Below are 19,862 nucleotides of genomic sequence, written 5' to 3'. Positions count from 1 at the left end.
AATATTAAGGAGTTATTACCAGCTCAATTATACTAGTTTACTTTTTTCACTTTTAAAAGATACTATTTCTGTTGTAAGTATGTTATTTAAAAGTTCCCTATCTATATTTTCTCCTACAAAGGATGAATTGATTATGCCATGAGCAAAAGTCTTTTGCATAACTTCCTCCAGCTTATGTCTATCTATCCTATTTATCTTTTCTATAAGATCTGTAGGAGTTTTTATTTTGTTCAAAAATAATACAGACTTTCCGTTACTAAACATCCTACTACTAGTACTTTCTAGCCCTAAAATATAGCTTCCCTTTAGCTGTTCTTTGGCTTTCACTAATTTATCATCACTTATACCATTCTGAACAAATTTGTTTATTTCTTCCTTTATCATATTAATGGCATCAGCTGCATACTTAGGGTTTAAGCTAGTATATATATTCACAACGCCAGTATTCATAAAAGCCGAAATATAGGAATAAATGGAGTAGCACAAACCTTTTTCTTCTCTTATCTTCTGAAATAGTATAGATGATGCACCACCACCAAAAACATTGCTTAAAAGTAGTAAAGAATATAGATCCTCACTTCCTGTTTCTATACCAGGAATGCCAATGCTTATATGAAGCTGTTCAATACTCTTTTTCTTAAATAAGTTTTTACTTAAAATTTCCGGTTTAGAATACTTAGTTAACTTTTTATTAGTACTATTCCAGTTACCAAAATATTTTTCTACAAGTTTTTCTATGTTTTCGGGATCAAATTTACCTGCAATTGATATAACAGAATTCTCAGGTATGTAATATGAAGAAATATATTTGACTATCTGATCCCTGGTAAAAGATTTTACTGTATCTTCTGTTCCTAATATAGGTAGCGATATAGCATCATCTCCCCATATAGCTACACTATGTAAATCGGATAACACATCTTCTGGTGAATCTTCGCTCATATTTATCTCTTCTATAATTACACTCTTTTCCTTCTCAATATCCTCTGGTGAAAACTTACTATTAAAAAGCATATCAGATATTACATCTAAAGAAAGTTCTAAATAGGAATCTAAAGCTTTTACATAAAAGCACGTAGCCTCTTTACCAGTAAAAGCATTTATTTGACCACCTACATCTTCTATACATTCAGCTATTTGAAGTGCTGTTCTATTTTCTGTTCCTTTAAAAAACATATGTTCAATAAAATGAGATATCCCACTATTAGCTTTATTTTCATTTCTTGAACCATTTTCTACCCATAAGCCAACACTTACTGAGTTCACATACTCTATATTTTCAACAACTACTCTTAACCCATTGTCTAATTTAAATAAATTATACATAAGCGCCTCCTCAGGAATTCATATATTTATTATACTAAATTATATTAAAATTTGAATTTCCTACAATAATAATACGAGAACAAAGCGGCATAGCCGCCTTTTTTGCTTTTGGCCTATCTATATACTCTATTCCTTATAATATTTCATATTAATCTACAAATTAGCTTTTTTTATATCTAATAAGTATTGTTTTAATAAAAAGTTTTAAATTCCTACTTAAAAAATAAAAAGGCATCATAATGCCCTTCTATTTTTATTCTTCCTTTGAATCTTTTTCCTCAGAGTCCTTTATAGCATCTTTTCTTGAAAGATTAACTCTTCCTTGATTATCTATTTCAGTTACCTTAACTAGTATTTCATCTCCAACAGAAACTATGTCTTCAACTTTATTTACTCTAGCAAAGTCTAGCTTTGATATGTGTACTAATCCTTCTTTTCCAGGAAGTACTTCTACAAAGGCACCAAAAGTAGTTATCTTAGTAACCTTTCCTAGATATATTTCTCCAACCTTAACTTCTCTAGTTAGATCGTCTATAATTTTCAATGCCCTCTTCGCGCATACGCTATCATCAGACATTACAAATATCTTTCCATCTTCTTTTATATCAATCTTAACACCAGTTTCTGCTATAATTTTATTTATAACTTTTCCACCTGGCCCAATTACGTCTCTAATCTTATCAGGATCTATATTCATTATATAAGTCTTTGGAGCATATTTTGATAGCTCTTCTTTTGGCTTAGAGATACATGCATTCATTTTTTCTAAAATATGAATTCTAGCAGTTCTTGCATCTTTTAATGATGTTTTTATACACTCACTAGATAAGCCATGAACCTTTGTATCAAATTGAATAGCGGTAATACCAACTTCTGTTCCTGCTACTTTAAAATCCATATCTCCAAAGAAATCCTCTATACCTTGTATATCAGTAATAACCTTTTCTTTAGATAAATCTTCACTTGTTATAAGTCCCATAGCAATTCCTGCCGCTGGTCTTTTTATTGGAACTCCAGCATCTAATAATGCCAAAGTACTAGCACATACACTTGCTTGAGATGTTGATCCATTTGAACTTAACACTTCTGATACAAGTCTTATAGTATATGGGAATTCATCTTCATTAGGAATTAGAGGCTCTAATGCTTTTTCAGCTAAAGCTCCGTGACCAATTTCTCTTCTTCCTGGTCCTCTTAAAGGTCTAACCTCTCCAACACTGTAAGACGGAAAATTATAATGATGCATATATCTTTTAAATTCTTCAGAACCAAGTCCATCAAGAATTTGAACATCACCTAAAGCTCCTAATGTTGCAACAGTCATTACCTGAGTCAGTCCCCTTGTAAATAATCCTGTTCCGTGTGTTCTTGGAAGGAATCCGTTATCACAGCTGATAGGTCTTACTTGATCAAATGCTCTTCCATCTGGTCTTCTATCCTCATTTAAAAGCATGTTTCTTACTACTTCTTTTTGCATTCCGTATATAATTTCTGCTATATCTGCAGAGTTATCTGGATATTTTTCACTAAACTGCTCACTAATCTTTTCCTTTGCAGCATTTACAGCTTCATTTCTTTTATCCTTGTCTGTTATGTACATAGCTTCTTTTATGATATTGAATGCAAAGTCTCTAACTTCTTTCTCTATAGACTCATCTACTTTATGAAGCACAGGCACTTGTTTTTCTTTGCCTAATTTTGCAACAACCTCTTCTTGAAAAGTCACTATTTTTTTGCATTCTTCAAAACCAAACATTATAGCATTATACATTACATCTTCTGGTATTTCATGCCCTCCGGCTTCTACCATCATTACTCTTTCCTTAGTTGCACATACAGTTAAGTTTAAAGTGCTTTTTTCTCTCTCGGCTAATGTTGGATTTATAATAAACTTATCTTCAATTAATCCTACAGATACAGCCGCTACAGGTATATTAAAAGGAATACTGGATAGGCATAAAGCCAGTGATGCACCGTTTATAGCTAGTATATCTGGTGAGTTATCCTGTTCTACAGATACAACAGTACAAACCACCTGCACATCATTTCTATACCCCTTAGGAAATAGCGGTCTTAGTGGTCTATCTATTGCTCTTGCATTTAAAACTGACTTTTCGGAAGGCTTACCCTCCCTTTTTATAAATCCTCCTGGAATTTTACCTACAGCGTATAATCTTTCCTCATACTCTATACTTAAAGGGAAGAAATCAATCCCATCTCTTGGCTTATCTGATGCATTTGCGTTAACAAGAACTACTGTTTCTCCATAACTAATAAGAATAGCAGAATTTGAAAGCATACCTACTTTACCGCATTCAACCTTCAAAGTTCTACCTGCAACAGCAGTCTCCATTATTTGACTCATAAATTAACCTCCTTTCACAGGTTTCAATATTATTATCAATATTTATCAATATTATTATACAATTTAAATTATAGATTTAAAATATTTTTTACTACAAGCGTTGAAATTGTATTTTTATTCCAATGTTTTTTTTTAAAATAATAGAGCGGTTTTGAGCCGCTCTAAAATTATTTTCTTAAATTTAACTGCTGAATAATTGTACGATATCTTTCAATATCTTGAGCCATTAAGTAGTTTAAAAGACCTCTTCTTTTACCAACCATCATTAAAAGACCTCTTCTTGAATGGTGGTCTTTCTTATGAACCTTTAAGTGATCATTTAAGTGATTGATTCTTTCAGTAAGTAGTGCTATTTGCACTTCTGGTGAACCAGTATCACCTTCATGTCTTGCGTATTTTTTCATTAATTCTTCTTTCATTGCCTTTTCCATTGTATACACCTCCGATTGTTAAATCCCCTGTATTCCAAGAAAGCCGTCGGCAAGTCGGTATTCTTAGTATAAGGATCACGATTGTAATTATAACAAATAAAAATAAAATTGTAAATTAAATTTTGAAATTAATTTCTAGCTTTTGCTTCATTGCATATATCTTGTCTCTCTTTAATTGTTCCGCTAATTCATCTAATGAATTAAACTTTTTTTCTTCCCTGATTCTTTCAATAAAATATACCTTTACATGCTCATCATATATATCTTCATTGAAATCTGAAATATGAGTTTCAATATTTAACTTGTTATCATGAGTAGTAGGATTGTACCCTACATTAGTTATTCCTTTAAATATTCTTCCCTTATGTTCAACTACAGTATAATAAACACCACCTTTGGGAAGAACATATCGCTTATTATAATCAAGATTTACAGTTGGGAACCCTAGGGTTCTTCCTAATTGCTTTCCTTTTACAACATTCCCTTGTATCATAAAAGGTCTTGCAAGTAATTTGTTAGCCTTCTTCATGTCCCCTTCATCTACTATTATGTTCCTGATAAAGGAGCTACTGACTATCTGACCTTTATATTTTACTGGTTCTATTATATTTAAAGAAAAATCATAAGCGTTACTCATTTTTTTTAGCAATTCTACGTCTCCAAGATTTTTGTATCCAAATCTATAGTTAAAACCTACTATTAACCCTTTTGCTTTGTAATGCTTTACTAAGTTAATTACAAAATCCTCTGGAGACATTTGCATAAAGCCTCTATCAAAGTTTACCATACTTATTATATCCAATCCTGACTTTTCTAATACCTCTAACTTAGAATTATTATCCATAATAAGTTTAGGTGATATTTCTGGATTAATAGTAGCAAGGGGATGGTCTCTAAAAGTGAAAACCATACTCTTCGCATTATTTTTTTCTGCAAGCTTAACAGTTTTACTAATGAGACTCATATGACCAATATGAAGTCCATCAAAACTTCCAAGTGCAATATACGTCCTATCATGTAAATCTCTTGTAAGACTATCTTCTAAAATAATCATAATAAACTACCCCTGAACTAATAATTTTGTCATTTTAAAGCCAAAATCTTTTTTTACTCCAATTCCAACGAAGTCATTTTCTCCAAGATAAACTCTATACAACTTATTTGTTTCTATATTACCTATTATAGCATTATCTTTAACATTGACACCATTAAGTATAAGTTTTTCATATTTCTTATCTATTACAACTTTAGGATAACTTTCTAAAGCTTTATCCATTGGAATTAAGTAGTTATGTATATTATCAACATTTAATTGATCAAGCTCCATAGAATTTAAAATGTTGAAGCTTCCTGTTTGTGTTCTCTTCAGATTCCACATAGTTCCACCACATTTCAATTTTTCACCAATATCATAACATAAGCTTCTTATATAGGTACCTTTGGAGCATTTAACTGTAAAATGTACTACTGGTAAATCCACACTCAATATATCTATATTATAAATATGTACTTTTCTCGATTTTCTTTCTATTTCTATTCCCTGTCTTGCTAGGTTGTATAATCTCTGACCATTTACCTTTAGTGCAGAATACATAGGTGGTACCTGGTCTATTTCTCCCACAAAGCTTTTAATTACTTCTTTAACGTCATTCTCAGACAAGTTAACCTCTGAGGTTTGAAGCACTTTTCCTTCCCTGTCATATGTATCAGTAGTAATTCCAAGCTTAAGTTCTACTTCATATATTTTATAGTCGCTCATTATATAATCCACAAGCTTTGTAGCACGACCTATGCATATAGGTAGTACTCCTGATGCCTCGGGATCAAGAGTACCTGTATGACCTACTTTTTTCGTTTTTGCTGCTTTTTTTACTACTCTTACAACATCAAATGAAGACATGCCTGTTGGCTTGTTAATATTTAATATTCCATCCATACTTATCAACTCTTCTTCTTATATTTATATACCACATCTTCAAAATAACTATTCAGTATAATATATGTAATTTGTTATTTTGTTTCATATGGATAACCAACTTAATATTATATTTTTCTTTACTTTAATGATTTTTTTAATTCAGTAACTATTAATTCCTTAGCTTCCTCAATAGTCTTATTTTCCAATCTCATACCGGATGCTCTTATATGGCCACCACCACCAAAGTTTTCGGCAATTTTTCTTACATCCACCTTTGATTTAGATCTTAGGCTTACTTTAACACCATCATCCGCTTCTTTTATAAGTGCTGTAGTTTCAACAGAACTTACCTGCATACCTATATTTATTAGATCAGAAGTATCCGCAGTTTCAGAATCAAGTCCAAGCTCCGAAATCATTTCTTTAGCAATAGCCATTATACAAATTTCTTCATCAATAAGTTCCATTTTCTCAATAGCTTTACCACGTAATTTTATTGTTTGAAAATTTTTGTTATCAAAAACAATTCTATGAATTTCACTAAAGTCAATGCCTGTATTAATTAAATCGCCAGCTATTGTATGAGTGACAGAAGTTGTTCCTGAATATTTAAAGGAACCTGTATCTGTAATTAAAGATGTATAAAGACATGTAGCCATGTCTTTATCTATTTTTATCCCCATAATGCGAAGCATTTGGTAAACAGTTTCTGACATGGCAGAAGCATTAGTATCTACATAATTTAAATCACCATATAAATCGTTTGACATATGATGATCTATATTTATTATGGTATAATCCTTATTATTAAAATCTAAATCAGCATTAATCCTTTTTGTGTCTCCACAATCTAGTACTATAACACATTCAGTTCCCGGAATTATTGTAAACCTTTTTCCATCTATCCTATCAGAACAAGGCAAAAACTTAAAATCTACTGGAATCTCTTCCTTAGAAAGTATATAAGCTTCTTTCCCTATCTTTTGTAGTCCTTGCATCAAAGCTAAAGAACTTCCCAATGAATCTCCATCAGGTGATGTGTGAAAAGTAATAGCAATTCTATTGCTATCTTTTATTTTACCTAATATATTATTCATTATCATGATGTTCTTTCTCCCTTATCTTGTGTAAAAGTTCATCAATATGCATACCTTGTTCTATTGTGTTATCTAGTTCCATAATAATCTCTGGTGTGTATCTCAAATTTATTCTATGACCAATCTCTCTTCTAATAAATCCAGATGATCCCTTTAAGGCATCTAAAGTACTTTTTTTAGATTCTTCATTCCCATAAAGGCTTACATAAACCTTAGCATATCTTAAGTCTTTTGTTACATCTACCTTAGTAACACTAACCATAGCACTTATTCTAGGATCTTTTATATCATTCTGAATTATACTACTTACTTCTTTTCTCATTTCTTCATTTATTCTATTACTTCTATATTTAGCCATAAATTCTCACCCCGTATTAGTAAAAGTTATAATTATATTTTAACTCTCTTTTTTTATTTTTAGTCAAGATTATATGAATTAGGAATGGAAAATGAGGAATGACTGTGGTTTTCATTCCCAATTTTCCATTCCCAATTACTACTATAGTTCTTTCTTTTTAATTTCTTCCATAGTAAATGCTTCTATTATATCTCCATCTTTTAAATCATTAAACTTCTCTACTGAAAGACCGCATTCATATCCGCTTGCAACTTCTTTTGCATCATCTTTAAATCTCTTTAAAGATGCAAGTTCTGATTCAAATATTACTATGCCATCTCTTATAACTCTTACACTGCTATTTCTAGTAAGTTTTCCATCTAATACGTAGCATCCTGCAATTGTACCTACGTTAGATATCTTATAAACCTGTCTAACCTCTGCTTTTCCAAGAACTACTTCTTTGTATTCTGGTTCAAGCATACCTACCATAGCTGACTTTATATCATCTATAGCATTATATATAACTCTGTATGTCTTAATATCCACAGCATCCTTTTCTGCTATAGCGACCGCATTGTCATTTGGTCTTACATTAAATCCGATAATTATAGCATTAGATGCAGATGCTAATGTTACATCAGTTTCCGTTATTGCTCCAACTGCTCCATGTATAACTCTAACTTTAACTTCATCATTAGATAACTTTTGAAGTGACTGTTTTATAGCTTCTATAGAACCTTGAACGTCAGCTTTAACAATTATGTTTAATTCTTTTACTTTTCCTTCTTTTATCTGGCTGTACAAGTCCTCAAGCGAAACTTTATGTGTTGATTGTAAGTATTCAGCTCTTAATTTATCTTTTCTCTTCTCTGCCATGTCCCTTGCAGTCTTTTCATCTTTTACTTGATGGAATCTATCACCTGCCGCCGGAACTTCTGACAATCCAAGTATTTCCACCGGTATAGAAGGTCCCGCTGATTTAATCTTTTTACCCTTATCATCAAACATAGCTCTAATTCTACCATAAGTAGTACCTACTATTATTGAGTCCCCTACATTTATTGTACCATTCTGAACAAGTAATGTAGCAACAGCACCTCTACCTTTATCTAGCTTAGATTCTACTACAGTTCCTTTACCATTTCTATTTGCATTTGCTTTTAATTCCAACATTTCTGCAGTTAAAAGAACCATTTCAAGTAGAGTATCAATACCTTCTTTTGTATGAGCTGATACTGGAACACATATTACATCTCCACCCCAGTCTTCAGATACTAATCCATATTCAGTTAATTCTTGCTTAACTTTATCAGGATTTGCACCTGGTCTATCCATCTTGTTTATCGCTACTACCATTGGTACATTAGCTGCTTTACAGTGGTTTATAGCTTCCGCAGTTTGTGGCATTATTCCATCATCTGCTGCTACAACTAAAATAACTATATCTGTTATCTGAGCGCCTCTAGCTCTCATTGCTGTAAAAGCTTCATGTCCTGGAGTATCTAGAAATGTAATCTTTTGTTCATTAATGTTTACTGTATATGCTCCTATATGCTGTGTAATTCCACCTGCTTCTGTTGCAGTAACTTTAGACTTTCTTATGGCATCCAATAATGAAGTCTTACCATGATCAACATGCCCCATAACTGTTATAACTGGTGGTCTATCTTCTAAATTTGCTTCATCATCAACATCTTCTTCAAGATCAACTTCTTCTTCTTCATTGCTTTCTTTTTTCACTACTATAGCTTCGAACTTTTCTGCTAATTTTTCTGCAGTTTCAAAATCTATTTCTTGATTTATACCTGCCATAACTCCCATAAAAATCAGTTGTTTAATAACTTCTGTAGATGATTTTTCTAATTTTTCAGATAGCTCTTTAACGGTTATTGTTTCATCCATTTCAATAACTGTTTCTTCAACTCTATCTTCTTTTTCTTCTATTATAGTAGATTCCTCATTTCTATTTTTATTTTTACCTTTATTCTTTTTGCGGTTCTTTTGTGAATTTACATCAACTAAATGTTCATATTTTTCCTTTATGTCTTCATTAGGAGCTTCATTTTCATTCTGCTCCTCTTTTTCTTTTTCTTTTTCTTTCTCCGCAAAAAGTTCTTTTATTAACTCCGCATCTTCCTCTTCAACTACGCTCATATGATTTTTTACTTCTACACCAAACTCTTCTTGAAGAATTGTAATCAATTCTTTGCTTGATATACCTAATTCTTTGGATAACTCGTAAACTCTTATTTTTGACAAAACATTCACCCCCGAAACTAAAGTTCCTCATTTTCTTTCCATAGACAAATCAAACGTTCGCTCATTTTTTTGTCAGAAATAGCTAGAATTTTTATTTCATCTAAACCCAAAACACTGCCTAATTCTTCTTTGCTATATCCTTGTAACAAAGGCACTTTATATTTAGTACTATATTTGGAGAATTTATCTATTGTGTTTTCAGATGCATCTAAAGATAGTATTATTAAATGAACAGCCCTTCTTTTTACTGCATCCTCACATTTATTATATCCTTCCAAAAGTTTTCCTGCACGTTTAGTTAGGCCTAAAAATTGAAGAAATTTATTTTTCATTATCAATTTCTTCCTTTAATCGGCTATAAATCTCGTCACTTATCTGAGCCTCTAAATTTTTCTGAAGTCTTCTTGCCTTAAAAGCTTTTTCTAGACATTCAATATTTCTGCAAACATAAGCGCCTCTGCCGTTTTTCTTTCCAGTTAAATCCACAGAAATGTCACCTTCTGTACTTTTCACTACTCTTATTAGTTCTTTTTTAGGCTTCATTTCCATGCATCCTGTACACATTCTCTGTGGTACCTTTTTCACCTTCATTTTAAACACCACCTCATCTAAAATTAGATGTCTTCTTCAGATATTAATTGAATATCGTCCTCAACTACTAATTCAGGATTATTTCCAGCCTGTGATCTACTTTTAATATCAATCTTCCAACCTGTAAGTTTAGCAGCTAATCTTACATTCTGACCTTCTTTTCCTATAGCTAGTGATAATTGATTATCATCTACTACAACCTGAGCAAATTTGCTTTCTTCATCTAATGTTACATCTACCACTTTAGCAGGGCTTAGGGCATTAGCTATATATTCTTCAGGAAGCTTACTCCATTTAATGATATCTATTTTCTCATTTTTAAGTTCATTTACTATATTTTGTACTCTTACCCCTTTTGGTCCAACGCATGCTCCCATTGGATCTACATTTTCATCGTTAGAAGCTACTGCAATTTTCGTTCTGGATCCTGCTTCTCTAGCTATTGACTTTATTTCAACTGTACCATCAAATATTTCAGGCACCTCAAGTTCAAACAGTCTCTTTATAAGACCAGGATGAGTTCTTGAAATTACAATTTGAGCACCCTTAGTTGTGTTTTTCACTTCAACTATATAAAGCTTTATTTTATCATTAAAATTGTATTTCTCTCCAAGCATTTGCTCATTTGGACCAAGCACAGCCTCAGTCTTTCCTAAATCTACAAGTACGTTATTTTTATCCTTTCGAATAACTGTTCCAGTTATTATGTCATCTTCTTTTTCAGCAAAGTCGCTATAGATAATTCTTCTTTCTTCCTCTTTTATTCTTTGAATAACAACTTGTTTTGCTGCTTGTGCCGCAACTCTTCCAAACTTTTTAGGAGTTACTTCTATACTAACAACATCTTCAATATCATAGTTAGGATCTATTTCTTTAGCTTCTTCTAAACTTATTTCATTTATTTCATCATAAACTTCATCTACAACTTTTTTCTGGGAGTAAACGTGAATTTCTCCATTTTCTCTATTCATTGTAACCTTAACGTTTTGATTGTTTCCTCCGTAATTAGCGTAGTTTTTCTTATATGCTGCAACTAATGCATCTTCTATTGTTGTAAATAACAAATCTTCGCTAATTCCTTTTTCTTTAACTATTTCTTTTAAGGCTTCTATAAATTCCTGATTCATTTCCTAATATACCCTCCCTTAAAGTTCGCCTCTCAAATTCACGCTCGAAACCTTACTCCTTGGAATAGAAACTTCGTGCCCTTCACTGTTAATCTTTAGTTCTTCGGAGTCAAATGCTATTAGCTCTCCTTCATACTTTTTCTTTCCATCTAGTAGTCCAGATAATTTCACTAGAATCTTTGACTGAACGTATTTTTGTAAATGTTCCTCTGTATAAAGTGTTCTATCTATTCCTGGTGAGGAAACTTCTAAGTAATATGCTTCTACTATTGGATCCTCTACATCAAGCATTTCACTTACTGCTCTACTAACTTTTTCACAATCTTCTAGTGATATACCACCAGTTTCCTTATCTATGTATATTCTTAAGTAATTTTCATTTCCCTCTTTTACGAATTCTAAGTGATATAATTCATAATTTAATCCTGATACTATAGGTTTTACTAAGGTTACAAGTTTATCTATTAAAGCATTTTTACTCATCATAATCCCTCCTTATGTATATATTCTGCAATTTTAAATAAAAAATGACTGTATATAAGAATATAGCTCAAAATATTAGGCTAATTTAAAAACGCAACTTTCGCTGCGTTTTTTGCAAATAGAAAGAGCGGGTCCAAACCCACTCCTCCCTGTTAAACAAACTTCTGTAGATTTACTACATTCATTCTAGCATACTACATTAGTTATTTCAAGAAAAAGTTAGCATTGTTTAAAAGTCAAGAAAAAATCTTGTTTCTATCTTGTGGATCCCATAGGAAAATTTCAGGATAGTTAGAAGCCCTTTATCCTTATGAGTAATATTATTCCCCATAACGTAAAATTCATCCATTTTTCTTTTTATCCTAAAAATATGTAGCATAATACCCTTTAGAATAACAAACTTTAAAGTATGATATTTTTACTGCCATCATAATATATGCCACATAGTAATCAAATTCACATGTCTTTAATTTGATTAATCAATTCTTCAACTAAATCCTCTTCTCTTACCTTTTTAACTATTTCACCTTTTTTAAAGATAAGACCCTCGCCATTTCCACCTGCTATACCAATATCTGCTCCTCTGGCTTCTCCAGGTCCATTTACCACACATCCCATTACTGCAACCTTTAAGTTTTTATTGTAGTTTGCTAATCTTTTTTCAACGGCCTCTGCTATCTTTATTAAATCAATCTGAGTTCTTCCACATGTAGGGCAAGATATAAACTCAATCCCTTCATTTATATACCCAACAGACTTTAATATTTCCCTACCAACTCTTACTTCTTCAACTGGATCACCAGTTAATGATACCCTTATAGTATCTCCAATTCCTTCAGTTAGAAGAGTTCCTATACCAATACTTGATTTAATAGTTCCTCTCCAAAGAGTTCCTGCTTCTGTAACACCTAAATGGAGGGGATAATTTGTTTTTTTAGATATAATTCTATATGCATCTATCATTTGTACTACATTAGAAGATTTTATAGATATAGCTATATCATCAAAATTTACATTTTCCAAAATTCTAACATGTTCTAGTGCACTCTCCACAAGAGCATCTGGACATACTGTACCGTATTTCTCTAGTATGTCTTTTTGTAATGATCCAGAGTTAACTCCTATTCTTATAGGTATATTCTTATTCTTAGCAGCTTCTGCTACTTCCTTTACTTTTTGAACATTCCCAATATTGCCCGGATTTATTCTAAGAGCTGAAACTCCATTATCTATAGACTTAAGTGCCAGTCTATAATCAAAATGAATATCTGCCACCAATGGAATGCTTATATATTTTACTATCTCTTTTAATGCATCACAAGCTTCTATATCTGGGACTGCACACCTTATTATATGACAACCAGCTTCCTCTAGTTGATTTATTTGTCTTATAGTTTCTTGAACATTTCTAGTATCTGTATTAGTCATAGATTGGACAGTTATATCTGCATCTCCACCAATATATGTATTTCCTACTTTAATTTTTTTAGTCTTATTTCTATTCACTATATCAACTCCTTCACGAAAATTGGGAATGAAAAATATCTAATCTAATCTTCATTCCCAATCTATTGTCTAAAGACTACTAAACACTTTCAAATTCTGTCCGATGACTGCCCGCTCTAATACCGCCATTTTTGTAATGTAGGTTTTGAGCTGCTACGTTACTGGATTCGTTCCACTAAAAATCAGATAAATTCCAGACTTCATGTGATTCAAGTTTCACTTCAAGCTAAATCTTAATAGGATACAATATATCTTTTATTGTTACTAGAACCATTAATGTCATTAAAATGGCGAATCCCACATAGTTTATAATTCCAACCTTGTTATCATCTAGCTTTTTACCTGTAATCAGCTCAAATAGGAACATTATTATATATCCTCCATCTAAAGCTGGAAAAGGAATTATGTTAAATATACCAAGCTGTACACTTATATATGCAGCAAAAGCCATAAGACTTAAAATTCCAGCTTTAGCTGCTGCTCCAGAGAATTTTATTATTGTCAAAGGTCCTCCAACATCATTAACTGAGGCTTTTCCTTTAAATATAGTCTTGAAAAAACTACCAGTCTGCTTAATTAGTGATTTAGTTTCAACAAAACCATATGTTATTGATTGAGAAGCTGTAGGCTTTTCTACAGTAGTTGGATATATTCCAACTACATATCTATTTTGTTCAGCATCTTTTACTGGAACAACTTTTGTGGTATTAGTTTGATTATTACGAATATATGTTATATCCAAAGGATTTCCATTAGCAGTGTATACAACTGTTACAAAATCCTCCCAGGTAGAAATCTTTGAATTGTTAACTCTTACTATTTTGTCACCAGCCTTTATTCCCATTACGTCTGCTGGTTGATTTGGCACTACTTTTTCAACTACTGGAGATAGATAGCCTCTCATACTGGCTATTATTGCAAAAAGAACTATACCTAGAATAAGATTCATTATAGGTCCAGCTATAACTATACTTAATTTACGTAATGGACTTTTGTTATTAAAGGCTCTTGGATCACTACTTTCACCCTCATCTCCAAGCATTTTTACATATCCACCTATAGGTAATAATTTAATAGAATATTGTGTTTCCTTTCCTTTTATTCCCAAAAGCTTTGGTCCCATTCCTATGGCAAATTCTTCAACTTTCACCCCATTAAGCTTTGCCATTGTAAAATGACCAAGTTCATGAATTATAACCAAAACACCAAAGGCCAAAATTGCCATTATAATATACAAGTAATATTCCTCCCAACTGTATTTAAAGTTATTCTTGTTTTTTTACAAGTTCCTTAGAACCATTCCTGATCTTAGAATCTATCTTTAACATATTTTTTAACTTTAGAATCAATTTCCAATAAATCTTCTAAAACATAGCTCTGTTGAACTTCAAATTTATTCATACATTCTTCTAATATGTTTCCTATTTCTAAGAATTTAATTCTTTTACCCAAAAACAATTCTACAGCTGCCTCATTAGCGGCATTTAATATTGCTGGCATTGTCCCACCGACTTTTCCTGCTTCATAAGAAAGCCTAAGAGCTGTAAAAGTATCCATATCAGGTTTTTCAAAGGTTAGGTTTTCCATATCATAGAAATTCAATCTATCTGCTACCGCCTGCTCTCTATTAGGATAGTTAAGTGCATATTGTATAGGAAGCTTCATGTCTGTACTACCTAACTGAGCTATGATACTTCCATCTCTATATTCCACCATAGAGTGTATTATACTTTGAGGATGTACCAGTACTTGAATATCATCATACTTAACATCAAATAACCAATGAGCTTCTATAACCTCAAGTCCTTTATTCATAAGCGTAGCAGAATCAATGGATATTTTCTTTCCCATATTCCATCTAGGATGTTTTAAGGCCTCATCAACTGTAACCTCTAAAAGATCTTCCTTTCTCTTACCTCTAAAAGGTCCACCTGAGGCTGTAAGTAGTATCTTACTTACAGCTGATTTTTTATTTCCTTGAAGACACTGAAAAATAGCACCATGTTCTGAATCCACTGGTAGTATTTTTATATTATGTTTTTTAGCTTCGGAAATAACCAATTCTCCTCCTACCACTAATGTTTCCTTGTTTGCTAGAGCAATATCTTTTCCCGCTTGAATAGCCTTTAGAGTAGGTACCAACCCTATCATTCCAACTACGGAAGTTACAACAATATCCACCTCCTGTAAACTTGCTATAGTATTTAGACCTTCCATCCCAAATAATATTTTACATTTTAAATTATTATCTAGGCAATATTTTCTTACTTCTTCATAAGCTTTTTTCTCTGTTAATACTGCATAGAGTGGTGCAAATTCATTAATTATATCAATAATTTTATTAGAATTATTGTTAGCTGAAACAGCTACTAACTCGAAGTTCTCTTGCTCTCTTCTTATCACTTCAAGTGTCTGAGTTCCTATGGAACCTGTTGCACCAAGTATTGTAAGTCTTTTCATTCTAACATCTCCTAATTCCAGTTTTACTTCATCTTTAACTTAATGAGTTTTCTCTTTTGCCATGAAATTTTTAACATGATTAACTATAGCATATTTATCAAATAAAATAAAGTAAACACCTTTATTAGCTATAGTATACGAGATAACTAGTCTTATTTATGAATATGCTATAAATTTTATGTTTATTATTAACATTTTTATTAAATGTACATAAAATATAATTATAGCAATTTTACGGAGATTATTATGTATTTATTTAGACAAAATCAATATAATAGAAACAACGCTGTAGCCTATGCCATAAAATATGCTCTTAAACCAAATAAGTCTTACAGATATTTCCCATTAGTTAATGATCGCAGTGGTGATTGTGCCAATTTTATTTCTCAATGTTTAAAAGCCGGTGGAGCACCCATGAATTTTAGTAGACAAAACCCTTGGTGGTATAAACGTAATTCGATTAATTCAAAAAATGATACTTGGTCTATTTCTTGGACAGTAGCAAATTCTCTTTATTGGTATTTAAAAGTAAACCAGAAGTCAAATTTTTACGGCCCTAAGGGATTAGAAGTTCAAAATATTTCAGAACTTCAACTAGGAGATCTAATCTTTTTCCAAGACAACAAAGGTAGTGTATTCCACTCAGCAATAGTAACATCTTTTTCATCTAACCGACCTTTGATATCTCATCATTCTTTCGAAGCTTTAAACATCCCCTATTCAAGTTCCTGGCCTGCATCTAAATTACGTTTTTTAAAAATAAGCATTTAAACCATAAAAATTACATCATTAGAGTACATTTCTCACAGCAAGATGTATAATATAAAAAATAGAGGGTTTAGATTAACATTAAGCTAATCCGCCCTCTATTTTTATCCCGTGACTACCTGATCTAATACTTCCATCTGATTCACGTTTCCATTTCATTCAAATCTTTAAATTCCAACTACAAATGTTAAATAGTAATACACCACTACCGAAGCAAAAAGTATACTATCGAATCGATCTAGAATTCCTCCATGACCTGGAATCAAATTACTATAATCTTTTACTCCAACATGTCTTTTTATAGAAGATGCTGCAAGATCTCCAAATTGACAAAACCCTCCACAAACTATACCTATTACTAAAAAATGATATATCGGTATTTCTATACCCTTAGAATTAATTATAAATCCAAATATGCCACAAGCTATAGCACTGCCTAAAATTCCTCCAATAGATCCTTCTACAGTTTTTTTAGGACTTACTGCAGGACATAACTTTTTTTTACCAAAGAATCTGCCTGCATAATAAGCAGCAGTATCACAAAGCCATGAAGAAATAAATATTATCCAAACTAAATAGTTTCCATTAACTTTACTATTAACTAGAACTATAAAACTAAAGAATATGGCAACATATAGAAATACCAGTATGGTTACTGAAATATCTATAAAATTATAATTTATATCTAAGACAGGAATACACATAATTATAAAGACCGTAATTACTAAAATGAAAAATATAAGCTTATAATTAATATCGTTACTCAAGGTTATATAATATATAAGACATAATAAATAGCCCGCTGAGCTTATAGCATTAATATTCTTCTCCCTTATTACCTTATAAAATTCGTGCATTCCCAATAAAGACAGTATCATAACTCCATATTTTAAGTATACTCCACCTAAAAACAAAAGTATGAGAAATGGAGCTATTATTAATGCCCCTATATATCTGTTGTTCATTTTATCATCTCCTAAGCTTATATTTTCAAGACTTAGTCATATATCTCTAACTTTGTTTAACTCCTCCGAATCTTCTATCTCTATTTTGGTAATCATAGATAGCTTTATGTAAGTTTTCTTTTTTAAAATCTGGCCATTTTATATTAGAATACCAAAATTCAGAATAAGCACACTGCCACAATAAAAAATTACTAAGTCTTTGCTCTCCACTAGGCCTTATTATTATGTCTGGATCAGGCATACCCTTTGTATCTAAATAATTGGACAGAGTATTATCATTTATATCATTTTCATTTATTTTCCCTTTTATAATATCTTCATGCATTAACTTAAAAGCACGAACTAGTTCATCTCTACCTCCATAGTTTAAAGCTAAATTTAAAACTAATCCTGTATTATGTTTTGTATTTTCGTAAGCATTTATTAATTCCTGTTGACATACCTGAGGTAATTTTGATATATCTCCAATATGGTTTATAACAACATTGTTTGAATCTAATTCACGAAACTCTTTTTTTAAGTATTCCATTAGCAAACTCATTAGAGCACTAACTTCGTCTTTGGGTCTTACCCAGTTCTCCGTGGAAAATGCATATAGTGTCAAATATTTAACTCCTATATTACTACATTCCTTCACTATTTCTCTTATGGCTTCAACTCCAGCCTTATGTCCCATTGTCCTAGGAAGTCTTCTTTCCTTGGCCCATCTGCCATTACCATCCATTATAATAGCTATATGCTTTGGTATATTCTTTAAGTCTATATTACCTTCATTAGTATAATTCTGATTACTTTTTTTGGAACTAAAAAAATTTAACATATGCCATTCTCCATTCATAATTTTATAAAAGTTTCTCTGTTATTGCTAACAAAAACCTGCGAATTCGCAGGTTTAAAACAATTCATATTATATTGACATAATTTCTTTTTCTTTAGCGTCAACTATTTTATCTATTTCCTTAATAAAATTATCAGTTCTTTTTTGGATATCATCTTCAGCCTTTTTAATTTCATCTTCAGATAAGTCACTATCTTTCTTTAAAGCCTTAATTTTGTCATTACAATCTCTTCTTATTGATCTTATAGCAACCTTTGAATCTTCTCCTGCCTTCTTTACATTCTTTACTATATTTTTTCTAGTTTCTTCTGTAAGTTCAGGTATAATAAGTCTTATTAATTCCCCATCACTTGATGGGTTAATTCCAAGGTCTGATTTAAGTATAGCTTTTTCAATTGCTTTGAATGCACCTTTATCCCAAGGCTGAATAGCAATTATCCTTGGTTCTGGAATTGATATGTTTGCTAATTGATTTAGTGGAGTCATAGCTCCATAATATTCAGCTTCAATTCTATCTAACATAGCAGGATTGGCTCTTCCAGCCTTCATAGAACCTAAGTCTCTCTTTAGTGATTCAATTGTCTTATTCATTTTTTCATCTGCAATTTTTAAAATGTCTTTAATCATAGAAAATGCCTCCTTATCTTTTATTCCTTAGAAACTAGTGTACCAATTTTTTCTCCCATAACTGCTTTTCTTATGTTTTCTGGATTATCTAAACCAAATACTAAAATAGGTATGCTGTTATCCATACATAATGATGTTGCAGTGGAATCCATTACCTGTAGACCTTTTTCAAGTACTTCAATATAATTTAACTTATCAAACTTTTTAGCATCATCATATTTATGAGGATCTTTATCATATACTCCATCAACCTTTTTTGCTAGAAGTATAACATCAGCTTCTATTTCAGCTGCCCTTAAAGCTGCTGTAGTATCTGTTGAAAAATATGGATTTCCTGTACCTGCTGAGAAAATAACAACTCTATTTTTTTCTAAATGTCTCATTGCTCTTCTCCTTATAAAAGGCTCTGCAACTTCTTTCATTTCTATAGCAGTTTGAACTCTAGTGTTTACTCCTATGTTCTCTAATGAATCTTGAAGAGCTAAACCATTTATACAAGTGGCAAGCATTCCCATATAGTCAGCAGTAGTTCTATCCATTCCTTCTCCACTTCTGCCTCTCCAGATATTACCACCACCTACAACAGCTCCTACTTCTACTCCCATATCTACTAGTGATTTGATTTCTTCAGCTATTTTTTTAGTAACATCAAAATCTATACCATATCCTTTTTCTCCAGCTAAAGCCTCACCTGAAAGTTTTAGCATAACTCTCTTGTATTTAGCATTATACATATATTATACCTCCAAATTGTCAAAAAT

At 31.7% G+C, this 19,862-nt stretch carries 20 protein-coding genes; 1 reads left to right on the top strand and 19 read right to left on the bottom strand.

Annotation, left to right across the window (positions count from 1 at the left end; all coding sequences use genetic code 11):
• Positions 1 to 27 precede the first annotated feature (27 nt).
• The 15 genes from CLMAG_RS07440 to CLMAG_RS07370 form a co-directional block, all read right to left on the bottom strand.
• Positions 28 to 1,326: a M16 family metallopeptidase gene (locus CLMAG_RS07440; protein WP_066620183.1), complete on the bottom strand. Its 1,299-nt coding sequence runs from the start codon at positions 1,324 to 1,326 to the stop codon at positions 28 to 30.
• 253 nt (positions 1,327 to 1,579) lie between these two features.
• Positions 1,580 to 3,691: a polyribonucleotide nucleotidyltransferase gene (locus tag CLMAG_RS07435; RefSeq protein ID WP_066620178.1), complete on the bottom strand. Its 2,112-nt coding sequence runs from the start codon at positions 3,689 to 3,691 to the stop codon at positions 1,580 to 1,582.
• 167 nt (positions 3,692 to 3,858) lie between these two features.
• Positions 3,859 to 4,122 carry a 30S ribosomal protein S15 gene (gene rpsO, locus CLMAG_RS07430; RefSeq protein ID WP_066620176.1) on the bottom strand — a complete coding sequence of 88 codons (264 nt, stop codon included), beginning with the start codon at positions 4,120 to 4,122 and terminating at the stop codon, positions 3,859 to 3,861.
• Between the two features lie 115 nt (positions 4,123 to 4,237).
• The gene (locus tag CLMAG_RS07425; RefSeq protein ID WP_066620175.1) at positions 4,238 to 5,176 is read right to left on the bottom strand and encodes a bifunctional riboflavin kinase/FAD synthetase; all 939 of its coding nucleotides are present in this window, start codon (positions 5,174 to 5,176) and stop codon (positions 4,238 to 4,240) included.
• Between the two features lie 6 nt (positions 5,177 to 5,182).
• Positions 5,183 to 6,058 (bottom strand): tRNA pseudouridine(55) synthase TruB, encoded by an 876-nt coding sequence (gene truB / locus CLMAG_RS07420; protein WP_066620173.1) that lies wholly within the window; start codon positions 6,056 to 6,058, stop codon positions 5,183 to 5,185.
• A 119-nt stretch (positions 6,059 to 6,177) separates the two neighbouring features.
• Complete coding sequence (locus tag CLMAG_RS07415) at positions 6,178 to 7,143, bottom strand: DHH family phosphoesterase (protein WP_066620171.1); 966 nt, start codon at positions 7,141 to 7,143, stop codon at positions 6,178 to 6,180.
• The gene (gene rbfA / locus CLMAG_RS07410; protein WP_066620164.1) at positions 7,130 to 7,495 is read right to left on the bottom strand and encodes a 30S ribosome-binding factor RbfA; all 366 of its coding nucleotides are present in this window, start codon (positions 7,493 to 7,495) and stop codon (positions 7,130 to 7,132) included. Before rbfA ends, CLMAG_RS07415 begins: the two co-directional genes overlap by 14 nt.
• A 141-nt stretch (positions 7,496 to 7,636) precedes the next feature.
• The gene (gene infB, locus CLMAG_RS07405) at positions 7,637 to 9,736 is read right to left on the bottom strand and encodes a translation initiation factor IF-2 (RefSeq protein ID WP_066620156.1); all 2,100 of its coding nucleotides are present in this window, start codon (positions 9,734 to 9,736) and stop codon (positions 7,637 to 7,639) included.
• A gap of 17 nt (positions 9,737 to 9,753) precedes the next feature.
• The gene (locus CLMAG_RS07400) at positions 9,754 to 10,068 is read right to left on the bottom strand and encodes a 50S ribosomal protein L7ae-like protein (RefSeq protein ID WP_066620154.1); all 315 of its coding nucleotides are present in this window, start codon (positions 10,066 to 10,068) and stop codon (positions 9,754 to 9,756) included.
• Complete coding sequence (gene rnpM / locus CLMAG_RS07395; RefSeq protein WP_066620152.1) at positions 10,058 to 10,327, bottom strand: RNase P modulator RnpM; 270 nt, start codon at positions 10,325 to 10,327, stop codon at positions 10,058 to 10,060. The genes CLMAG_RS07400 and rnpM overlap by 11 nt, the downstream gene beginning before the upstream one ends.
• Before the next feature lie 23 nt (positions 10,328 to 10,350).
• Complete coding sequence (gene nusA, locus CLMAG_RS07390) at positions 10,351 to 11,454, bottom strand: transcription termination factor NusA (RefSeq protein ID WP_066620142.1); 1,104 nt, start codon at positions 11,452 to 11,454, stop codon at positions 10,351 to 10,353.
• An 18-nt stretch (positions 11,455 to 11,472) separates the two neighbouring features.
• The gene (gene rimP, locus CLMAG_RS07385) at positions 11,473 to 11,937 is read right to left on the bottom strand and encodes a ribosome maturation factor RimP (protein WP_066620139.1); all 465 of its coding nucleotides are present in this window, start codon (positions 11,935 to 11,937) and stop codon (positions 11,473 to 11,475) included.
• A 456-nt stretch (positions 11,938 to 12,393) separates the two neighbouring features.
• A complete protein-coding gene (ispG, locus tag CLMAG_RS07380; RefSeq protein WP_066620133.1) occupies positions 12,394 to 13,443 on the bottom strand; it encodes a flavodoxin-dependent (E)-4-hydroxy-3-methylbut-2-enyl-diphosphate synthase in 1,050 nt (349 codons plus the stop codon).
• Positions 13,444 to 13,669: 226 nt separating this feature from the next.
• Positions 13,670 to 14,680: an RIP metalloprotease RseP gene (gene rseP, locus CLMAG_RS07375; RefSeq protein WP_066620130.1), complete on the bottom strand. Its 1,011-nt coding sequence runs from the start codon at positions 14,678 to 14,680 to the stop codon at positions 13,670 to 13,672.
• Positions 14,681 to 14,751: 71 nt separating this feature from the next.
• Complete coding sequence (locus CLMAG_RS07370; protein WP_066620126.1) at positions 14,752 to 15,903, bottom strand: 1-deoxy-D-xylulose-5-phosphate reductoisomerase; 1,152 nt, start codon at positions 15,901 to 15,903, stop codon at positions 14,752 to 14,754.
• 246 nt (positions 15,904 to 16,149) lie between these two features.
• Between CLMAG_RS07370 and CLMAG_RS07365 the strand changes: the two genes are divergently transcribed.
• Positions 16,150 to 16,674, top strand: coding sequence for an amidase domain-containing protein (locus tag CLMAG_RS07365; protein ID WP_066620124.1), 525 nt, complete (start codon positions 16,150 to 16,152; stop codon positions 16,672 to 16,674).
• Positions 16,675 to 16,838: 164 nt separating this feature from the next.
• Here CLMAG_RS07365 and CLMAG_RS07360 read toward each other — a convergent pair whose 3' ends face one another.
• The 4 genes from CLMAG_RS07360 to pyrH form a co-directional block, all read right to left on the bottom strand.
• Positions 16,839 to 17,636, bottom strand: coding sequence for a phosphatidate cytidylyltransferase (locus CLMAG_RS07360; RefSeq protein ID WP_066620123.1), 798 nt, complete (start codon positions 17,634 to 17,636; stop codon positions 16,839 to 16,841).
• A 46-nt stretch (positions 17,637 to 17,682) separates the two neighbouring features.
• Entirely contained in the window at positions 17,683 to 18,456 is a 774-nt protein-coding gene (locus CLMAG_RS07355) for an isoprenyl transferase (protein ID WP_066620109.1), read from the bottom strand.
• 87 nt (positions 18,457 to 18,543) lie between these two features.
• Positions 18,544 to 19,101 carry a ribosome recycling factor gene (gene frr, locus CLMAG_RS07350; protein WP_066620103.1) on the bottom strand — a complete coding sequence of 186 codons (558 nt, stop codon included), beginning with the start codon at positions 19,099 to 19,101 and terminating at the stop codon, positions 18,544 to 18,546.
• Between the two features lie 20 nt (positions 19,102 to 19,121).
• Positions 19,122 to 19,835: a UMP kinase gene (gene pyrH / locus CLMAG_RS07345; protein WP_066620089.1), complete on the bottom strand. Its 714-nt coding sequence runs from the start codon at positions 19,833 to 19,835 to the stop codon at positions 19,122 to 19,124.
• Positions 19,836 to 19,862 lie beyond the last annotated feature (27 nt).

It is taken from the genome of Clostridium magnum DSM 2767 (genome assembly GCF_001623875.1).
GTDB lineage: Bacteria > Bacillota > Clostridia > Clostridiales > Clostridiaceae > Clostridium_AM > Clostridium_AM magnum.
This window is presented reverse-complemented; position numbering and strand designations above follow the sequence as displayed.